17 protein-coding genes and 1 tRNA gene are annotated in these 19,098 nt (G+C 69.9%); 12 read left to right on the top strand and 6 right to left on the bottom strand.

Annotation, left to right across the window (positions count from 1 at the left end; translation table 11 throughout):
* Positions 1-8 precede the first annotated feature (8 nt).
* Positions 9-1,616 (bottom strand): beta-N-acetylhexosaminidase, encoded by a 1,608-nt coding sequence (locus tag AB0J04_RS27945; RefSeq protein ID WP_363171318.1) that lies wholly within the window; start codon positions 1,614-1,616, stop codon positions 9-11.
* A gap of 106 nt (positions 1,617-1,722) precedes the next feature.
* Here AB0J04_RS27945 and AB0J04_RS27940 point away from each other — a divergent pair, with 106 nt between their 5' ends.
* Complete coding sequence (locus AB0J04_RS27940) at positions 1,723-2,616, top strand: DUF4429 domain-containing protein (RefSeq protein WP_363171317.1); 894 nt, start codon at positions 1,723-1,725, stop codon at positions 2,614-2,616.
* Positions 2,617-2,681: 65 nt separating this feature from the next.
* Here AB0J04_RS27940 and AB0J04_RS27935 read toward each other — a convergent pair whose 3' ends face one another.
* Positions 2,682-4,250, bottom strand: a complete 1,569-nt coding sequence (locus AB0J04_RS27935; RefSeq protein ID WP_363171316.1) for a metallophosphoesterase family protein — start codon at positions 4,248-4,250, stop codon at positions 2,682-2,684.
* A gap of 186 nt (positions 4,251-4,436) precedes the next feature.
* Here AB0J04_RS27935 and AB0J04_RS27930 point away from each other — a divergent pair, with 186 nt between their 5' ends.
* Entirely contained in the window at positions 4,437-4,694 is a 258-nt protein-coding gene (locus AB0J04_RS27930) for a hypothetical protein (RefSeq protein WP_363171315.1), read from the top strand.
* Between the two features lie 47 nt (positions 4,695-4,741).
* Entirely contained in the window at positions 4,742-6,559 is a 1,818-nt protein-coding gene (gene glmS, locus AB0J04_RS27925) for a glutamine--fructose-6-phosphate transaminase (isomerizing) (RefSeq protein WP_363171314.1), read from the top strand.
* Between the two features lie 136 nt (positions 6,560-6,695).
* On the opposite strand, the gene AB0J04_RS27920 is transcribed toward glmS, so the two are convergent.
* On the bottom strand, positions 6,696-7,262 hold the full coding sequence (locus AB0J04_RS27920) for a GPR1/FUN34/YaaH family transporter (protein ID WP_363171313.1): 567 nt from the start codon (positions 7,260-7,262) through the stop codon (positions 6,696-6,698).
* A gap of 169 nt (positions 7,263-7,431) precedes the next feature.
* Positions 7,432-7,959, bottom strand: coding sequence for a universal stress protein (locus AB0J04_RS27915; protein WP_363171312.1), 528 nt, complete (start codon positions 7,957-7,959; stop codon positions 7,432-7,434).
* Positions 7,960-8,326: 367 nt separating this feature from the next.
* Here AB0J04_RS27915 and AB0J04_RS27910 point away from each other — a divergent pair, with 367 nt between their 5' ends.
* The 5 genes from AB0J04_RS27910 (at position 8,327) to AB0J04_RS27890 (ending at position 11,736) form a co-directional block, all read left to right on the top strand.
* Positions 8,327-8,656 carry a hypothetical protein gene (locus tag AB0J04_RS27910; protein WP_363171311.1) on the top strand — a complete coding sequence of 110 codons (330 nt, stop codon included), beginning with the start codon at positions 8,327-8,329 and terminating at the stop codon, positions 8,654-8,656.
* Positions 8,657-9,033: 377 nt separating this feature from the next.
* Positions 9,034-10,245, top strand: coding sequence for a helix-turn-helix domain-containing protein (locus AB0J04_RS27905; protein ID WP_363171310.1), 1,212 nt, complete (start codon positions 9,034-9,036; stop codon positions 10,243-10,245).
* Between the two features lie 122 nt (positions 10,246-10,367).
* A complete protein-coding gene (gene orn, locus AB0J04_RS27900) occupies positions 10,368-10,970 on the top strand; it encodes an oligoribonuclease (protein WP_363171309.1) in 603 nt (200 codons plus the stop codon).
* Between the two features lie 105 nt (positions 10,971-11,075).
* Positions 11,076-11,148, top strand: a tRNA-His gene (locus AB0J04_RS27895).
* A 78-nt stretch (positions 11,149-11,226) separates the two neighbouring features.
* The gene (locus AB0J04_RS27890) at positions 11,227-11,736 is read left to right on the top strand and encodes a GNAT family N-acetyltransferase (protein WP_363171308.1); all 510 of its coding nucleotides are present in this window, start codon (positions 11,227-11,229) and stop codon (positions 11,734-11,736) included.
* 37 nt (positions 11,737-11,773) lie between these two features.
* On the opposite strand, the gene AB0J04_RS27885 is transcribed toward AB0J04_RS27890, so the two are convergent.
* Positions 11,774-12,829 (bottom strand): LacI family DNA-binding transcriptional regulator, encoded by a 1,056-nt coding sequence (locus AB0J04_RS27885; protein WP_363171307.1) that lies wholly within the window; start codon positions 12,827-12,829, stop codon positions 11,774-11,776.
* A gap of 392 nt (positions 12,830-13,221) precedes the next feature.
* Between AB0J04_RS27885 and AB0J04_RS27880 the strand changes: the two genes are divergently transcribed.
* From AB0J04_RS27880 to AB0J04_RS27865, 4 genes are all read left to right on the top strand, one after another.
* Positions 13,222-14,550, top strand: coding sequence for an extracellular solute-binding protein (locus AB0J04_RS27880; protein ID WP_363171306.1), 1,329 nt, complete (start codon positions 13,222-13,224; stop codon positions 14,548-14,550).
* A 5-nt stretch (positions 14,551-14,555) separates the two neighbouring features.
* Complete coding sequence (locus AB0J04_RS27875) at positions 14,556-15,566, top strand: sugar ABC transporter permease (RefSeq protein ID WP_363171305.1); 1,011 nt, start codon at positions 14,556-14,558, stop codon at positions 15,564-15,566.
* A gap of 41 nt (positions 15,567-15,607) precedes the next feature.
* Positions 15,608-16,495: a carbohydrate ABC transporter permease gene (locus AB0J04_RS27870; protein ID WP_363171332.1), complete on the top strand. Its 888-nt coding sequence runs from the start codon at positions 15,608-15,610 to the stop codon at positions 16,493-16,495.
* Positions 16,496-16,620: 125 nt separating this feature from the next.
* Positions 16,621-18,051 carry a GH1 family beta-glucosidase gene (locus AB0J04_RS27865; protein ID WP_363171304.1) on the top strand — a complete coding sequence of 477 codons (1,431 nt, stop codon included), beginning with the start codon at positions 16,621-16,623 and terminating at the stop codon, positions 18,049-18,051.
* Positions 18,052-18,123: 72 nt separating this feature from the next.
* Here the strand turns inward: AB0J04_RS27865 and AB0J04_RS27860 are convergent, their stop codons facing one another.
* On the bottom strand, positions 18,124-19,032 hold the full coding sequence (locus AB0J04_RS27860) for a hypothetical protein (RefSeq protein ID WP_363171303.1): 909 nt from the start codon (positions 19,030-19,032) through the stop codon (positions 18,124-18,126).
* Between the last annotated feature and the right edge of the window lie 66 nt (positions 19,033-19,098).

Genomic DNA, 19,098 nt, shown 5'->3' with positions numbered 1-19,098 from the left:
GCCTGTGCTCAGCTCGTCGGCCAGGGCACCTGGGGCGACCTGTAGTACGAGATCCCGAGCGCGTCCCAGCGCGGTCCCTGGGCCGCGAGCCGCACCTTGTAGGCGTCCCAGTCGTGCGTGGCCGCCGGCGACCAGCCGAGTTCGGCGGCGCCCGCCAGCCGCGGGAAGGCCATGTACTCGAGGTCGGCGCTGGTCACGATCGTCTCGGTCCACAGGGGCGCCTCGACGCCCCGGACGGCGGAGGCGGGCATCCCGGCGAGGTAGGTGCCCGGATCCCAGTCGTACGCCCGCTTCACCTCGACCAGGCCGGCCCAGTCCTGGCCCAGCGGGGTGTCCTCGGTGTACTTGATGTCGAGGTAGATCCGGTCGGCCGGCGACAGCACGATCCCCGTACCGTTCTTCGCGGCCTTCACCACCTGCGCCTTCTCCTCGGCGTCGGTGTCGTCCAGTCCCCAGTACTGGGCGAGCGCGCCCTTCGCCGGGGTCGCGCCGGTGAGCTGGTGCCAGCCCATGACCGTCTTGCCGTACTTGGCGACGAGCGGCTGCACCCGGTCCATGAACTTCACGTAGTCCTCGTGGCTGGTGGAGTGCGCCTCGTCCCCGCCGATGTGCAGGTACTTGCCCGGCGTGAGCGCGGCCAGCTCGCGGATGACGTCGTCCACGAAGTCGTACGTGACGTCCTTGTCGACGCAGAGCGAGCTGAAGCCGACGTCGGTGCCCGTGTAGAGCGGGGGCGCGACGCCGTCGCAGTTCAGTTCGGCGTACGAGGCGAGGGCGGCGTTGGTGTGGCCGGGCATGTCTATCTCGGGGACGACCTCCAGGTAGCGCGAGGCCGCGTACCGGACGATCTCCTGGTAGTCGGCCTTGGTGTAGTGGCCGCCGGGGCCGCCGTCGACCTGGGTGGAGCCGCCGTGGGCGGCGAGCCGGGGCCAGGAGTCGATCGCGATGCGCCAGCCCTGGTCGTCGCTGAGGTGCAGATGCAGCTTGTTGACCTTGTAGAGGGCCAGCTGGTCGATGTACCGCTCGACCTGGGCGACGGTGAAGAAGTGCCGGGAGACGTCGAGCATCGCGCCGCGGTACGCGTACCGGGGGGCGTCCTGGACGGTGCCGCCCGCGACGAGCCAGGGGCCGCGCTGCACCGAGTCCTTCTCGACGGCCGAGGGCAGCAGTTGACGCAGGGTCTGGACCCCGTGGAAGAGGCCTGCGGGCTCGCGGGCGGTGATCGTGACCCCGCCGCGGCCGCTGTCGAGCCGGTAGCCCTCGGCGCCGAACGGTCCCTGGCCGAGCCGGAGTCGGATGCCGCCGCGACCGTGCGCGGTGACCGGCAGGCGGTAGCCGGTGGAGGGCCGCAGGACGTCCGCGAGGTACTCGCCGATCCGGCGGACCTCACGCGAGTCGTCCACCCGGATCTGCGTGTCCCGGGTGATGCGGTACGGGGATCCGCCCGGGGAGACCGAGGCGGGGGCCGGGACCACGCGGGCGAGCGGGGTGGCGGTCCCGGGCGCCGGGCCGGGCGCCGGTGTCGCTCCGACGGCGAAGACGCCGGCCGCCGCCACGAGCAGCAGCGAACCGAGAAGTCGGCTCGTACGGGGCGTCGTTCTGTGATGCCGTTTCACCCTGGGCTCCCTTCGACATGGGTTTCGAAATGGGTATAGACCACTATAGGTATAGACCATTCTGTTCTCGTGTGGAACCGCTGGAACCGGTGGAACAATCTCCGGCATGGCAGAAATCATCCAGAGGGACGGCACCTGGGTCTTCGACGGTGACGCGCTGCGGCTGACGCCGGGCCGGGACAAGGGCGTCTCGCCGCTGCGCCGGGAACTGGGTGAACTGACCGTCCCCCTGGGGGCGTTGGCGGGGATCTCCTTCGAGCAGGGCAAGAAGACCGGGCGGCTCAGGCTGCGGCTGCGGGACGGCTCCGACCCCCTGCTGCTGGCCACCGGCGGCCGGCTGACCGAGCCGCACGACCCGTATCAGCTGACCGTGGAGTCCGACCGGTACGGGGTCGCCGAGTACTTCGTGGACGAGGTGCGCCACGCGCTGACCCTGGACCGGGTGCCGACCGGCCCGGTGGACGCCTACCTGCTGCCGGGGCCGTCCGTGCCGGTCACGGTCGCCGCCGGGGACGGCACGGCGAGCTTCGACGGCGACCGGGTCCGGCTGGAGTGGAACTGGAAGACGGAGGACGCGAAGTCCGCCGCCGGGGCCCGCACGATCGGGGTGGCGGACATCATCGGCGTCGCATGGCAGCCGGCGGTCGGCCTGGAGAACGGCCATCTGCGGTTCAGCGTGCGGGGCGCGCCCACCGAGGCCCCGCCGAAGTACGACTCCAACGCCGTCGAGCTGTGGGGGTTCAAGAAGGACCCGCTGATGGCGCTGGTCGCGGCGGCGGTCCAGGCCCGGCTGCCGCATCCGGCCGCCGCCCCCGACGACGCCGTCCCTCTGGAGCCCTCCCCCGCCTCCCCTGCCTCCGCCGCCTCCCCCGGCGGCTCCGGGGACGACCACGACGCGTTGCTGCGCCGGCTGCGGGAGCTGGGCGAGCTGCACCGGGACGGGATCCTGACGGACGACGAGTTCGCCATGGCCAAACAGGCGGTCCTCAGGCGCCTGTAGAGCGCCCGAGGACCGCCTGCGGGTGTCAGGAAGCGTGCGCCCCGCCTTCCGGGCGCACCCGGGAACTACTTCGCCTTGCGGGCCACCGTGAAGTGGTCGACCTGCTCACCGCTCTCGGCGATGCCGCGCACCGTCAGCGTGGCGGTGCGGCCCTTCGACGCCGGGGTGACGTCGACGCGCAGGAACGAGTAGTCGAGGTAGCGCACGCGCGACCAGGTGACGGTCTCGTCGACCTTGCCGTCCTTGGTGTTGATGAAGGAGGCGACCGAGTCGACCTCGTTCTCGTGGCCCTCGTAGGACAGCGGGGCGGTGAACGCGTACAGGCTGCGGCCGGCCGCGCCCGCCGTCACGTAGACGACGCCCTCGGTCTCGGGGTACGCCGTGCCGCCGATCGGGAGCTTCTTGGCGACCGCGCCCTTCTTGATGACGTCGGTGCGCTCGTACTGGTGGTTGTGACCGTTGATGACCAGGTCCACCGTGTACTTCTCGAACAGCGGCACCCACTCCTGGCGCACGCCCCCCTCCGAGGCGTGCGCGGTGGAGGTGCAGTAGGCGCAGTGGTGGAAGAAGACCACGACGAAGTCGACGTCCTCGGACGCCCGGAACTTCTTCAGCTGACCTTCGAGCCACTTGGTCTGGGTACCGCCGGAGATGCCGAGGTTGGCCGGGATCTCGAAGGAGATGTCGTTGGCGTCCAGCGAGATGACCGCCGTGTTGCCGTAGACGAAGGAGTAGACGCCCGGCAGGTTCTTCTTGTCGGGGCCGTTGTCCGGGAGGCTCCAGCGGGCCTCCTCGCCGCCGTAGCCGTTCGGGGAGTACCAGGCCTCCATGTCGTGGTTGCCGTAGGCCGGCATCCACGGGACGGACTTGGCGACGGACTCGGTCTGGGCGAGGAACTGGTCCCAGATCCGCGAGTCGAAGCCGGTGTCGGCGGTCTTGCCCGCACCGGCCGGGTCGGCGTAGGCGATGTCGCCGGCGTGCAGGTGGAAGGCCGGGTTCTGGCCGAGGAGAAGACTGTTGTTGGCCAGCCCGTGGTAGCTGACGCCCTCGTCGCCGAAGGCGGTGAAGGTGAACGGCTCCTTGTGCGCGGGGGCGGTGGTGAAGGTGCCCAGGGTGCCGAGCAGGTGCGCGGCGGCCGGGTCGAAGCCGGCGTGGCCGACGCCGTAGTAGTACGTCTTGCCCGGCTTGAGGTGGGTGAGCTTGGCGTGCAGGTAGTACTGGGTGTGGTTGCCGCTCGCGCCGACGCCGGTCGGGGTGAACAGCGTGCGCACCTCGGCCTCGATCCTGCGGGAGAGGTCCCAGGGGTGGACGCCGATGCGGATGAAGGGCTTCTTCACCGCGACCGGGACCTGCCACGAGACGGTGATCTCGGTGCGCGGGTCGTTGCCGTAGGCGAGGTGGCGGCCGAAGGGAGCGACGAGGGCTCCGTCGACGTGCTCGGCGGCCGGGGTGGTCTTCGGGCTCTGCGTCGGTACGGCGGCCTGGGCGGCGCCGGTCACGAACGCGCCACCCGTGACAGTGCCCAGGGTGACCGCACCGCCGCGGATCATCGTGCGGCGGGAGAGTCTTGCGCGCAGGTACTCGTGCTGCTCCGCCATGCTCATGCGCTCGGCGAGCTGCTCGGGTACGCCCATGCGAGGAGTGTCCATGACGTCTGAAACTCGTCGCCCCGGGCGACGGACCGCAAGACGCCGAGTGGACGGTTCACGAACAGGCCCTCATAACACATTCAAGGTTCACCCAAGGCTTCTTAACAGGCGCCTGCCCGAAATCGGGCAGGTTTCTTGCGAAACCCGCGCGCGTCCCTCAGGATCTACCGGGTGCACGACGAACTTGTTGATCATCTGATGCGGTCCACGCCCCTCCAGCGGGGCGAGGCACTGCGGGTGATCCAGGACGTGCTCGCCTACTTCGACGAGACGACCGAGGACTACGTCCGTCGCCGCCACCGCGAGCTCCAGGCCCAGGGCCTGGTGAACGCGGAGATCTTCGAACGGATCGAGGCGGATCTGAAATACCGGGCGGTCGCACCGCCTGAGCTCACGCTCAGGCAACTGCGTCGCATGGTCTACGGCTGATCCACGGCCGTTCCACGGCTGACCTGAAAGCTTGGGGATACCTATATATGTGCGGAATCGTCGGATACATCGGGAAGCGCGACGTGGCCCCGCTGCTGCTGGAGGGGCTCCAGCGGCTCGAGTACCGCGGCTACGACTCGGCGGGCATCGTCGTCACCTCCCCGAAGACGGCCGGCCTGAAGATGGTCAAGGCCAAGGGCCGCGTCCGTGACCTGGAGGCCAAGGTCCCGGCGCGCTTCAAGGGCACGACCGGCATCGCCCACACCCGCTGGGCCACCCACGGCGCCCCCTCCGACGTGAACGCCCACCCGCACATGTCGGCCGACCTCAAGGTCGCCGTCGTCCACAACGGCATCATCGACAACGCCTCCGACCTGCGGAAGAAGCTCGAGGCCGACGGCGTCGAGTTCCTCTCCGAGACGGACACCGAGGTCCTCGTGCACCTCATCGCCCGCTCCCAGCAGGAGAAGCTGGAGGACAAGGTCCGCGAGGCGCTGCGCGTGGTCGAGGGCACCTATGGCATCGCCGTCATGCACGCCGACTTCAACGACCGCATCGTCGTCGCCCGCAACGGCTCGCCGGTCGTCCTCGGCATCGGCGAGAAGGAGATGTTCGTCGCCTCGGACATCGCCGCCCTGGTCGCCCACACCCGCCAGATCGTCACGCTCGACGACGGCGAGATGGCCACCCTCAAGGCCGACGACTTCCGCACCTACACCACCGAGGGCACCCGCACCACCGCCGAGCCCACCACCGTGGAGTGGGAGGCCGCCTCCTACGACATGGGCGGCCACGACACCTACATGCACAAGGAGATCCACGAGCAGGCCGACGCCGTGGACCGCGTGCTGCGCGGCCGCATCGACGACCGCTTCTCCACCGTGCACCTCGGCGGCCTCAACCTGGACGCCCGCGAGGCGCGCCAGATCCGCCGCGTCAAGATCCTCGGCTGCGGCACCTCCTACCACGCGGGCATGATCGGCGCCCAGATGATCGAGGAGCTCGCCCGCATCCCCGCCGACGCCGAGCCGGCGTCCGAGTTCCGCTACCGCAACGCGGTCGTGGACCCCGACACCCTCTACATCGCCGTCTCCCAGTCCGGTGAGACCTACGACGTGCTGGCCGCCGTCCAGGAGCTGAAGCGCAAGGGCGCGCGGGTGCTGGGCGTGGTCAACGTGGTCGGCTCGGCGATCGCCCGCGAGGCGGACGGCGGCGTGTACGTGCACGCGGGCCCCGAGGTCTGCGTGGTCTCCACCAAGTGCTTCACCAACACCACGGTGGCCTTCGCGCTGCTCGCCCTGCACCTGGGCCGCACCCGCGACCTCTCCGTGCGCGACGGCAAGCGGATCATCGAGGGCCTGCGCAAGCTGCCCGCGCAGATCGCCGAGATCATGGAGCAGGAGGCGGAGATCGAGAAGCTGGCCGAGGATCTCGCCGAGGCCCGCTCGATGCTCTTCATCGGCCGCGTCCGGGGCTACCCGGTCGCCCGTGAGGCCTCCCTGAAGCTCAAGGAGGTCTCGTACATCCACGCCGAGGCCTACCCGGCCTCCGAGCTCAAGCACGGCCCGCTGGCCCTCATCGAGCCCGCGCTGCCGACGGTCGCCATCGTCCCGAACGACGACCTGCTGGAGAAGAACCGCGCCGCCCTGGAGGAGATCAAGGCCCGCAGCGGCCGGATCATCGCGGTCGCCCACCAGGACCAGGAGAAGGCCGACCAGACGATCGTCGTCCCCAAGAACGAGGACGAACTCGACCCCATCCTCATGGGCATCCCCCTCCAACTCCTCGCCTACTACACGGCGAAGGCCCTCGGCAGGGACATCGACAAGCCCCGCAACCTCGCCAAGTCGGTGACGGTCGAGTAGAGCGGTCAAGGGGCGCGAGCAGCCCCACCGGCCCGCAGCGGCCGGAACACCGGACGGCCCCCCACGTGATGCCACCGTCCACGTGGGGGGCCTCCGTTCGCCGGGGAAGCCCAACCCCCCGGCACGGCTGCCGAGTTCAGCCCGCGGCCGTCACACCGGGACGGGCAGCACGTCGCGAGAGCGCAGTGGGCCAGTGAGCCAGGGCCGCCGTGGCCGCGTACCACGCGACCGCACCGGCCGCGACGGCGAACCAGCCGCCGACCTTGGTCAGACCGTCGCTGCCGGCGAACCGGGCGACAGCCATCAGCACGAGCGCCACACAGAACAACCCGTAGACGCCCTGGCCGAGTTGGTCGCCGCCGGCGAGGGTCAGGGAGAGCGCCACGAGGGCGAACAGGAGCAGGAAGAGCCCCGCGGCGTTGTCGGAGACCTGGGTCCCGGCGGAGACCGCCCAGGTGAACCAGAAGGCGCCCAGGACGGTGTAGGCGGTGCCGGCGGCCGTGTCCCGCTCACGCAGGGCGAACAGGCCGGCGACGAACAGCGCGACGCCGCCGATGTAATGGGCGATGGATACGGCGTCCGCAGCCGTCACGCCGTCGATGAGGTCGGTGTACCCGAGCCCGAACGCCAACAGGGTGACGCCCAGGGCGAGTCGGCCGGCGATCGTGGTGGTGCTGCTTCCCGCAGAGACGTCGTTGTCCACGGCGGGCTCCCTTCATGCCTGTGCAGTTGTGTGAGCGGTATATGCCCTTCACAAGGGCACAAACACTCCTGCGCGCCAGTAGATTTATGCCGCGCGCACCCTGCGCAGTAACTGCGCACAAAAGGAGCCGGAGGTACCCAGATCTCATCTCACCTGGGAGAACGGCGAGTTACGGAATGACAACGACGGGCCGCTTCGCCCGCTTGGCGAGCCGCCCGGCGACGGACCCGAAGATCCGCCCCACGATGCCGTGCGTCGAGCCGACGACGATCGCGTCGGCCTCGTACTCCCGCCCCACTTCCTCGAGTTCATGGCAGATGTCGCCACCGCGCTCGACGAGGATCCACGGCACCTCCGCGAGGTACTCCGCGCACGCGAGCTCCAGACCGAGCACCTCGGTGCGGTGGTCCGGCACATCGACGAAGACGGGCGGCTCACAGCCTGCCCACACCGTGGTGGGCAGCCGGTTGGCGACATGGACGATGATCAGGCCCGCGCCGGAGCGGTGGGCCATGCCGATGGCGTACGCGAGGGCGCGTTCGCTGGACGTGGAGCCGTCGAAGCCCACGACCACGCCGTGCTTGAAGGCGGGGTCGCAGGCGGGGCGTGTCTCTTCCGCCGCCAGGGGCTCGGCCGCCGTGGGGTCGGCGACGGGCCGCTTGCGGTCCGCGGGTTCGAAGAATTCGTGACCGGCCATGACTGTCTCGGCGAATCGATCCTTATACGGGTGGACGGCGGTGAGCGGCGGAGCTGTCCGGGAATCATCTTCCCAACCCCATACCCCCAAGGGTACGGCGGCACGCCTCCTGGGCCCAGAGCCCGCACGCCCTCGGTGAGGGTTCCAGGGAGCATGCACGAGCGGACGCCCGTAACGCAATGGTTGCTGCCCCGTACAGGCGGTTTGCACAGGATTCATTTACACGGAACCGACCGGCGGCAGTGACCGTCCGCTCAAGCAGGCGTTGAACTCGGTGCACCCCGGCCGCCCCGGGCCCGCACCCGGCCGCACACCCCACCGCCGTCACCCCGCCACCGCACCGCCGCCCCAGGAAGGAGCCCGCCCCGTGCCCTCGTCCCACGCCCATCCCGAGCCCTGCCCCGGCGACGACCGGACGACCGATCTGATCCGCTGGGCGGCCTTCAGCTGTGTCCTGGTTCCGGTGGTCCTCCTCTGGTACGGCACCTCGCTTGCGGGCACCGCCGGCACCGCCCTCGGGCTCGCGGCCGTCACGGCCGTCTGCCGACTGCTGCTGCGCCGGTCCGAGCGCTGCGCGGCCCGCTTGCTCACCGAGGAGGACGCGCCCCGGGCGCACCACCGGGGGCGCCATCAGCGCACCGGAACGGGGTCGCACCGTGGCGGTCGTCACTCCGGAGGAAACTCACCGGTCGGTTGACCGGTTTTCACGCACGGACACGCTGGTTTTCAGCCAACTTCCCGTCACTGTGCATCCCTTGCCGTAACCACCCCCCACCCCCCGTTCCACCTGCACGGAAAGGGCCTCAGGGGCCCTGCGCACCCTACGGGGATTGGCCACCGGACCGAGGCGCACTTCCCTGCACGGCCCACGAGTGCAACGCTTCGTGATCGAATGCTTCACGCCAAGTTGCCATGTCGACAATCCGCCGGGTGGTGAACTGGCCACGCCGGCATCATGCGACACAGTAGATTCGATCTTGACTGTCTACGGCGGGGGACTCGTGCAGGACCGAGGGGAAACGTGCAGGAGCGACACAACCGAGGAGCCGCGACCACCGAGGGGGGCTTAGCAGGATGAGCCACGACTCCACTGCCGCGCCGGAAGCCGCGGCCCGGAAACTGTCCGGGCGACGCCGCAAGGAGATCGTCGCGGTGCTGCTGTTCAGCGGCGGCCCCATCTTCGAGAGTTCCATTCCGCTGTCGGTGTTCGGGATTGACCGCCAGGACGCCGGCGTGCCGCGCTACCGCTTGCTGGTGTGCGGCGGCGAAGAGGGCCCGCTGCGGACCACAGGGGGCCTGGAACTCACCGCGCCACATGGCCTGGAGGCGATCGCGCGGGCGGGCACGGTCGTCGTGCCGGCCTGGCGTTCGATCACCTCGCCGCCACCGGAGGACGCGCTCGACGCGTTGCGCCGGGCGCACGAAGAGGGTGCCCGCATCGTGGGCCTGTGCACCGGCGCGTTCGTGCTGGCCGCCGCAGGTCTGCTGGACGGCCGTCCGGCCACCACACACTGGATGTACGCGCCGACGCTGGCCAAGCGCTATCCGTCGGTCCACGTGGATCCACGAGAGCTCTTCGTGGACGACGGCGACGTACTGACGTCGGCCGGCACCGCGGCCGGAATCGACCTGTGTCTGCACATCGTGCGGACGGATCACGGTAACGAGGCGGCGGGCGCGCTGGCCCGGCGGCTGGTGGTGCCACCGCGCCGATCGGGCGGCCAGGAGCGCTACCTCGACCGGTCTTTACCAGAGGAGATCGGCGCCGACCCGCTGGCCGAGGTCGTCGCCTGGGCGCTGGAACACCTCCACGAGCAGTTCGACGTGGAGACGCTGGCGGCACGCGCCTATATGAGCCGCCGCACCTTCGACCGCCGCTTCCGGTCGCTGACCGGCAGCGCGCCGCTCCAGTGGCTGATCACCCAGCGGGTGCTCCAGGCGCAGCGGCTGCTGGAGACGTCGGACTACTCGGTGGACGAGGTCGCGGGTCGTTGCGGCTTCCGCTCGCCGGTGGCCCTGCGCGGCCACTTCCGCCGTCAGCTCGGCTCGTCGCCGGCGGCGTACCGGGCGGCGTACCGGGCGCGCAGACCGCAGAGCGAACGCTCGACGGACAGCGAGCCGTCGTCACCGCCACCGCCGCCTCCGTCGCTGCACCCTGAGGGGCCGGGGCCGGTGCCCCCGCAGCTCAGGCGTACGGCCGCGGTGGCGTCCCTGCCGTCGGAACACGCCCGCGACGCGTACGCGACCTCGCGAGCGAGCCTGCCGGGGCAGCGCAGCGGGACGTGACCGGGGCATGACCCTCAAAAGCGCCGGACGGGTGAGGCATTTCAGCCCGTCCGGCGCTTGAGGACGAGGCCCGCACGAACGCGGGGCATCTCAAAAGCCGACGCCAGCTTTAGGGTGGTCGCATGAACGATCGCATGGTGTGGATCGACTGCGAGATGACCGGCCTCTCGCTGTCCGACGACGCTCTCATCGAGGTAGCCGCCCTCGTCACCGACTCCGAGCTGAACATCCTCGGTGACGGCGTGGACATCGTCATCCGCCCGCCGGCCAAGGCACTGGAGACGATGCCGGAGGTGGTGCGCCAGATGCACACCACGTCCGGACTGCTCGACGAGCTGGCCGGCGGGACGACGCTGGCGGAGGCCGAGCAGCAGGTCCTGACATATGTACGGGAGCATGTGAAGGAGCCGGGCAAGGCTCCCCTGTGCGGAAACTCCGTCGGCACCGACCGCGGGTTCCTGGCACGGGACATGACCGCCCTGGAGGACTACCTCCACTACCGGATCGTCGACGTGTCGTCGATCAAGGAGCTCGCCCGGCGCTGGTACCCGCGGGCGTACTTCAACAGCCCGGAGAAGAACGGCAACCACCGCGCGCTCGCCGACATCCGCGAGTCCATCGCGGAACTGCGCTACTACCGCGAGGCCGTCTTCGTGGCGCAGCCCGGACCGGACTCCGACACGGCGAAGTCGATCGCCGCGAAGCACGTCCTGCCCGCCCCGTAGGGGCGCCGGGGCGGTCCCGGAAAAGCCGTGCGCGAGCACCCCTTCGGACCCTGTACACTTTTTCTCGGCCGGTAGGGAGACCACAAAGTCCAACTACCGAACGTGGTGGGTGTAGCTCAGCTGGTAGAGCACCTGGTTGTGGTCCAGGATGCCGCGGGTTCGAGTCCCGTCACTCACCCTGAGTCATCAGCCGGTGACTTCCCGTAAGGGAGGTCACCGGCTGATGCGTTTCCCGGGACTGCTCATGGGAGCGATCATGCGGTCAGGTCCAGTCGTCCATGCCGAGCCGATCGACACCGCCCGGCTCGACCTCCTCCCCCTGCGCGTCGAACACGCGCCGGAGATGGCGGCCGTCCTGGCCGACCCCGCCCTGCACACCTTCATCGGCGGCGAACCCGGCACCCCGCAGGCCCTGCGCAGCCGCTACGAACGCCTCGTCGCCGGTTCCCCGGACCCGGCCGTCTCCTGGTGCAACTGGGTCCTGCGGCTGCGCGACGCCGACCGACTGACCGGCACCGTCCAGGCGACGATCACGGACCGGGGCGACACCGCGGAGATCGCCTGGGTCGTCGGCACCCCCTGGCAGGGCCGCGGCCTCGCCTCCGAGGCGGCGACGGCCCTCGTCGGCTGGCTGCGGAAGCAGGGCGTGCGCACGATCGTCGCCCACGTCCACCCGGACCACCACGCGTCGGCGGCGGTGGCCCGCTCCGCCGGCCTCTCGGCCACGCCCGAGCAGCAGGACGGCGAGGTCCGGTGGCGGCTCTGACGCCGGGGGCGCCGGGAGCGCCCGGAGCGGAGGAACGTCAGGACGAGGCCCGGCCCACCAGTTCCGTGGCCAGCACCACCTGACGTCGTTCCAGGCCTCGGGAGACCGCCGGACGACGGTCCGCGATCTCGGTGAGGAGCAGGTCCAGCATTCTGCGGCCCATCTCCTCTATCGGCTGACGGACGCTCGTCAGGGGCGGGTCCATGTGGCGGGCGATCGCCGAGTCGTCGTAGCCGACCAGGGCGACGTCCTCAGGGATGCGGCGGCCCGCCTCGCGCAGGGCCTGCCGGGCGCCGGCCGCCATGACGTCGGAGCCCGCGAAGACCGCGTCCAGGGACGGGGTGCGGGCGAGGAGTTCCCGCATCGCGCGGTGCCCGCCCTCCTCGGTGAAGTCGCCCGGCGCGACGAGGCCTTCGTCCGCCGCGTACCCCGCGTCGCGCAGGGCGTCGCGGTAGCCGTCGACACGCCGTTGGGCGCCGTAGACGTCCAGGCGGCCGGTGATGTGGGCGATGCGGGTGCGGCCCCGGGACAGCAGGTGCTCGACCGCCGAGCGTCCGCCGCCGTAGTTGTCGGAGTCCACCGACGGCAGCGTCTCCGCGGCGGATCGCGGGCCGCTGATCACCGCCGGGATCTCCAACTGGGCCAGCAGATCCGGCAGCGGGTCGTCGGCGTGGACCGAGACCAGGAGGACGCCGTCCACCCGGTGCGCCGCCAGGTACTGGGCCAGCCGACGCCGTTCGCGGTCGCTGCCCGCGAAGATCAGCAGCAGCTGCATCTCCGTCTCGGACAGCTCCGCGCCCACGCCGCGCAGCATGTCCGAGAAGTACGGCTCCGCGAAGAAACGCGTCTCCGGTTCGGGGACGACCAACGCGATCGCGTCCGTGCGGTTGGCGGCGAGAGCGCGGGCGGCGGTGTTCGGGACATAGCCGAGCTCGGCGACCGCCGCCTCCACCGCCGCGCGGGTCGCGTCACTGACCCTCGGCGAGCCGTTGATCACCCGGGAGACCGTGCCGCGGCCGACGCCGGCGCGTGCGGCCACCTCTTCGAGGGTCGGCCGACCACCACTGCGCCCCCGCGTTCCGTGGCTTGCCATGGCCTCCGCCTTCCCGCCGCTTTTCGTGCTGGCCTGGAATGTAACAGTCCCGTCGGGTCGGTCACCGGTCCTGGGGGCCACCGCCCCCAGACCCCCGCCCCGGCCCCGAACGGGCCTCGTCCTCCCGTGCCGGACGGGCCGAAAGAGACCGAAAGCGCTGTCTCCCCGAGTTAGCTAACAGGCAGATAACTGAACGCATCCTTCCGCGCTCCCACCCTTGACACCCCCGCCCGAACCGACGACTCTTCAACACATCACCTGTGGGAGCGCTCCCACGGTACCTGACACATACACATCCCGCACGTTCCCCGCCCGAGCCGCAGCGAGTAACTAACGGGCCCAACAATGCAGTTGGCCGGGGGGTCGGCACGTCAGGGCAACAGGAGGACGCAATGCGAGCACGTACCCGAACCGCCCGCAAGGCGGTGGTCCTGGCGGCCGTCGCGACGCTGGGCGCCGGGCTGCTGGCCGGCTGTGCCGACGATGGCGGCAACGACGCTTCCGACGGTTCCTCGTCGGACAGCGGCAAGGGCAAGACCACCATCACACTGGGTCTTTTCGGCACGATGGGCTTCAAGGAAGCGGGGCTGTACACCGAGTACGAGAGACTCAACCCGACCATCAAGATCGCCGAGAACGTCATCGAGCGGAACGAGAACTACTACCCGGCGCTCGTCAACCACCTGACGACCAACAGCGGCCTGCAGGACGTCCAGGCCATCGAAGTCGCCAACATCTCCGAGGTCGTCGGCACCCAGGCGAACAAGTTCCAGGACATGTCCAAGGTCTCGGGCGTGAGCGAGAGCAACTGGCTGAGCTGGAAGTGGGCGCAGGCCACGACCAGCGACAAGAAGACGATCGGACTCGGCACCGACGTCGGCCCGATGGCTCTCTGCTACCGCACGGACCTCTTCAAGGCCGCCGGTCTGCCCACCGACCCCAAGGCGGTCGGCGCGCTGTGGGCGGGCGACTGGAACAAGTTCATCACCGTCGGCGAGCAGTACAAGAAGAAGGCGCCCAGCGGCACGTTCTTCATGGACTCCCCCGGCGGTCTGCTGAACGCGGTCCTCAGCAGTGAGAAGGAGAAGTTCTACGACTCCTCCGGCAAGGTCATCTACAAGACCAACCCCGCCATCAGGGCCGGCTTCGACCTGACCGCCAAGGCCGCCGAGAAGGGTCTGGTCCAGCCCCAGACGCAGTTCCAGCCGGCCTGGGACACGACGATCGCCAACAGCAAGTTCGCCACCATCGCCTGCCCGCCGTGGATGCTCGGCACCCTGAAGGGCAAGTCGAAGCCCGAGTCGTCCGGCAAGTGGGCCGTCGCGGTGGCGCCGAAGTCCGGCAACTGGGGCGGTTCCTTCCTGGGCGTGCCCTCCAGCGGCAAGCACGTGAAGGAGGCCGAGAAGCTCGTCGCCTGGCTGACCGCGCCCGCGCAGCAGGCCAAGCTGTTCAAGGTGCAGGGCTCCTTCCCGAGCGCGCCCAGCACCTACACGATGCCCGAAGTCACCGGCGCCACCAACGAGATGACCGGCACGGCGAACATCGGCACGTTCTTCGCCGAGGCCGCCAAGGCCGCCCCGGTGCAGGTGATCGGCCCGAAGGACCAGATCATCATGAAGGGTCTGAGCGAGAACGGCGTCATCCTCGTGACGAAGGGCAAGTCGGCGCAGGAAGCCTGGGACGCGGCTACCAAGACCATCGACAACAGCCTGGACCAGTGACCCGTATGACCACCCGTCACACCACCGCCGCGCCCCCCGTGAAGGAGGGGGGCGCGGCCCCGGGCCGCCCGCCCGTCGTCTCCACGGAGGCGGAGGAGCGGCGGCGGGCCCGGCTGTCCCGCCGCTGGCAGCGCGACAAGCGCTGGAGCCCGTACGCGTTCGTCTCGCCGTTCTTCCTGCTGTTCCTGGCGTTCGGCCTGTTCCCGCTGCTCTACACGGGCTGGGCCTCGCTGCACCAGGTGGAGCTGACGGCGCCCACCGACATGACGTGGGTGGGGATGCGCAACTACACGCGCATCTTCGACGACGACTTCTTCTGGAACGCGGCGAAGAACACCCTGACCATCGGGATCATCTCGACCGTCCCGCAGCTGCTGATGGCCATGGGCCTCGCCCACATCCTCAACTACAAACTGCGCGCCTCGACCTTCTACCGGGTCGCGATGCTCGCGCCGTACGCGACGTCGATCGCGGCCGCCTCGCTCGTCTTCGTGCTGCTCTTCGGGCGCGACTACGGCATGATCAACTGGGCGCTGCACTTCGTCGGGATCGACGCGATCGACTGGCAGAACGACAAGTGGCCGTCGCAGATCGCGGTGTCCACGATCGTCATCTGGCGGTGGACCGGCTACAACGCGCTGATCTATCTGGCCGCGATGCAGGCGATCCCGCAGGATCTGTACGAGTCGGCGGCGCTGGACGGCGCGAGCCGCTGGAAGCAGTTCCTGCACGTCACGCTGCCGTCGCTGCGGCCGACGATCCTGTTCACGGTCGTCGTCTCGACGATCGGCGCCAGCCAGGTCTTCGGCGAGCCGCTGCTGTTCGACGCCAACAGGGGCGCGTCGGGCGGCGCGGAGCACCAGTTCCAGACGCTGGGCCTGTATCTGTACGAGCAGGGCTGGGTGAACCAGCACCTGGGCCGGGCCTCGGCGATCGCCTGGACGATGTTCCTGATCCTGATCGTGGTCGGCATCGTCAACTACGTCATCTCGCGCCGGCTGCGCGCCAGTAGTTAGGAGTACCGGCCGTGACGACGACGACAACGACCGCGAAGTCAGTGGAACCCGAGGACGCCGTGCCGACGGCCCGCAAGGTGCGCCGTCCGAAGTCCGCGCGGGCCGGCGGGCAGATGCACGGCGGCCCGATCGCGTACGCGATCCTGGCCGTGTTCACCATCGTCTCGCTGTTCCCGCTCGTGTGGACGGCGATCGCCGCCTCGCGCGACAACAACCGGCTGGCGCAGAGTCCGCCGCCGTTCGTGTTCGGCTCCAACCTCTTCCACAACCTGGACCTGGCCTGGAACGAAGCCAACCTGGGCAAGGCGTTCGTCAACACGACGATCGTGGCCGGGACGTCGGCGGCGACCGTCGTGTTCCTCTCCACGATCGCCGGGTTCGCCTTCGCCAAGCTGCGGTTCCGGGGCCGGGGCGCGCTGATGCTGATCGTGATCGGCACGATGATGGTGCCGCCGCAGCTGAGCGTGATCCCGCTGTACATGATGGTCGCCAAGCTGGAGTGGACGGACCAGCTCCAGGCGGTGATCCTGCCGTCGCTGGTGAGCGCGTTCGGTGTGTTCTTCATGCGGCAGTACCTCATCCAGGCGCTGCCCGACGAGATCATCGAGGCGGCCCGGGTGGACGGCGCGAGCAGCTGGCGCGTGGTGTGGCACGTCGTGTTCCCCGCGGCGCGCCCCGCGATGGCGGTGCTCGGCATGCTGATGTTCGTCCAGACGTGGAACGACTTCCTGTGGCCGTTCCTGGTGCTGAGCCAGACCGGCAACCCGACCGTGCAGGTGGCGGTCGCGGGCCTCGGCCGCGGGTTCACGCCCGACCAGTCCCTGATCATGGCGGGCGCGCTGCTGGGCACGCTGCCGCTGCTGCTGGTCTTCGCGATCTTCGGCAAGCAGATCGTGGGCGGCATCATGCAGGGCGCGGTGAAGGGCTGAGTCCGCCGCCGCCCCCGTGACTTCCCGGGGGCCGGGCCATCGCCGCCCCGGCCCCCTCAGCACCCCTTCGCACGACTTCCCCCCAACCTCCGTCGGTCTCGCCGACCATTCATGGGAGCGCTTCCATGCCTGAGCCCGTTACTCCGGTGACCTTTCCTCCCGCCTTCCTCTGGGGCGCGGCGACCTCCGCCTACCAGATCGAGGGGGCGGTGCGGGAGGACGGCCGTACGCCGTCGATCTGGGACACCTTCAGTCATACGCCCGGCCGGACCGCCGGTGGTGAGACCGGTGACATCGCTGTCGACCACTACCACCGCTACCGCGACGACGTGGCGCTGATGGCGGATCTGGGCCTGAACGCGTACCGCTTCTCGATCTCCTGGTCCCGGGTCCAGCCGACGGGCCGCGGCCCCGCGGTGCAGGTGGGCCTGGACTTCTACCGCAAGCTGGTGGACGAGCTGCTGGCGGTCGGCATCCAGCCCGCCGTCACGCTCTACCACTGGGACCTCCCGCAGGAGTTGGAGGACGCGGGCGGCTGGCCGGAGCGGGACACGGCGTACCGGTTCGCCGAGTACGCGCAGATCGTCGGGGAGGCGCTCGGCGACCGCGTGGAGAACTGGATCACGCTGAACGAGCCGTGGTGCAGCGCGTTCCTGGGCTACGCGTCCGGCGTGCACGCGCCGGGCCGCACCGACCCGGCGGCCTCCCTGAAGGCGGCCCACCACCTCAACCTCGCCCATGGGCTGGGCACTTCGGCGCTGCGCGCGGCCATGCCGGCCCGCAACTCGGTGGCGATCAGCCTCAACTCGTCGGTGGTGCGCCCGCTGTCGCCCGGCGACCCGGCGGACCTGGCGGCGGTCCAGAAGATCGACGACCTCGCCAACGGCGTCTTCCACGGCCCGATCCTGCGCGGCGCGTACCCCGAGACGCTGCTGTCCGCGACGTCCTCCCTGACCGACTGGTCCTACGTCCTCGACGGCGACCTGCGCACCGTCAACCAGCCGCTGGACGCACTGGGTTTGAACTACTACACGCCGACGCTGGTCTCGGCGGCGGACACCACGGTCAAGGGCCCGCGTTCGGACGGCCACGGCGCGAGCGAGTACTCCCCCTGGCCGGGCGCGGACGACGTCGCGTTCCACCAGACGCCGGGCGAGCGCACCGAGATGGGCTGGACGATCGACCCGACGGGCCTGCACGAGCTGATCATGCGCTACACGCGCGAGGCCCCGGGCCTCCCGCTCTACATCACGGAGAACGGCGCGGCCTACGACGACAAGCCCGACCCGGACGGCCGCGTCCACGACCCGGAGCGCATCGCCTATCTGCACGGCCACCTCTCGGCGGTCCGCCGGGCCATCGCCGACGGCGCGGACGTGCGCGGCTACTACCTCTGGTCCCTGCTGGACAACTTCGAGTGGGCGTACGGCTACGAGAAGCGGTTCGGCACGGTCTACGTCGACTACGCGACGCTGGCCCGCACCCCGAAGTCGAGCGCCCACTGGTACGGCGAGGCGGCCCGCACGGGAACGCTCCCGTCACCCGAAACCACCTGACCCGGGGGCAGGGGAAGGGGCGCGGCACGCTGAGGGGGCGTGCCGCGCCCACTGCCTTGCGCCGCACTCGGGCTACGGCTGCGGCTCCACGAACAGCTCCTCGACACCGGCCACGGTGAGGGCCCGGTCGAACCAGACGCCCAGGGTGTCCAGGTCCGCGCAGGAGGCGATGCGCTCCCGCACGTCTGCAGGCACATCAACGCCACGGAGACCGAGGATGCGGAGAATGTCCTCGGCGCGCCCCTGGGCGCGACCCTCGGCGCGCCCCTTGGCCTCGCCCTCGATGAGGGTTTCCTCGATGAGGGTCCCGCTGCCGGGGAAGTGGGGAGTGTACGTGGCCATCAGATGCCTCCACAGTGCACGGGCCCGGGTGTCACCCAGGCCGACTTCGGTGAATTCCGCCCAGCGCTTCGCGGTCTCGCCTCCGGTGTTCGCCACTGCCGCCGCCAGCGCGTCCAGTATCGCAGGCAGAACCGGATCCTTGGCGTGGGCGAGTGCGGAGAAGACGGCGAGGGCGAGATCCTCGGCGGCCTCGTCCGGGTCGATGACCGCTGGAACGTTGCCCGGCCCCAGGACCAGTGGGAACACGGCCATGCTGGTGTGCACGGGCGGACCGATGCGGATGGGCTCAGCGGCCCAGGCCGCGGTGGCCTTGTCGGCGCAGACCACCAGCAGGATCGGGGGCAGCTCGTACTTGGCGTAGAGATGAGCCAGGTAGTAGGTCCAGCTGTTGAGCTTGTTCTGCACGGGTCGGCTCTGGGCCTCGACCGCGAGCAGGAAGCTGCCGCCGTCCGCCGTGTCGACCCGCAGCAGAGTGTCCACGCGGCGTTCCAGCGGCTTGATCTCGGTGAGGTCCGTGTCGAGGGCCCGGATCTCCGTGGGCTCGGGGAACGGGATGCCGGCCCGGGGAAGGACTCGGGCGAACAGTCCCGGATCGTCCCTGAAGATCCGGTGCATCGCCTCGTGAGGTGAACTGACCATGTGACGGAATGTAGTTGGACGAGCGCATTTCGTGCACGCGAGTGGGGGTTGGTTTCAGCCGCACGA

The organism is Streptomyces sp. NPDC050263 (assembly GCF_040655955.1).
Taxonomy (GTDB): domain Bacteria; phylum Actinomycetota; class Actinomycetes; order Streptomycetales; family Streptomycetaceae; genus Streptomyces.
The sequence above is the reverse complement of the archived record's forward strand: the minus strand, read 5'-3'. Positions and strand labels throughout refer to the sequence as shown.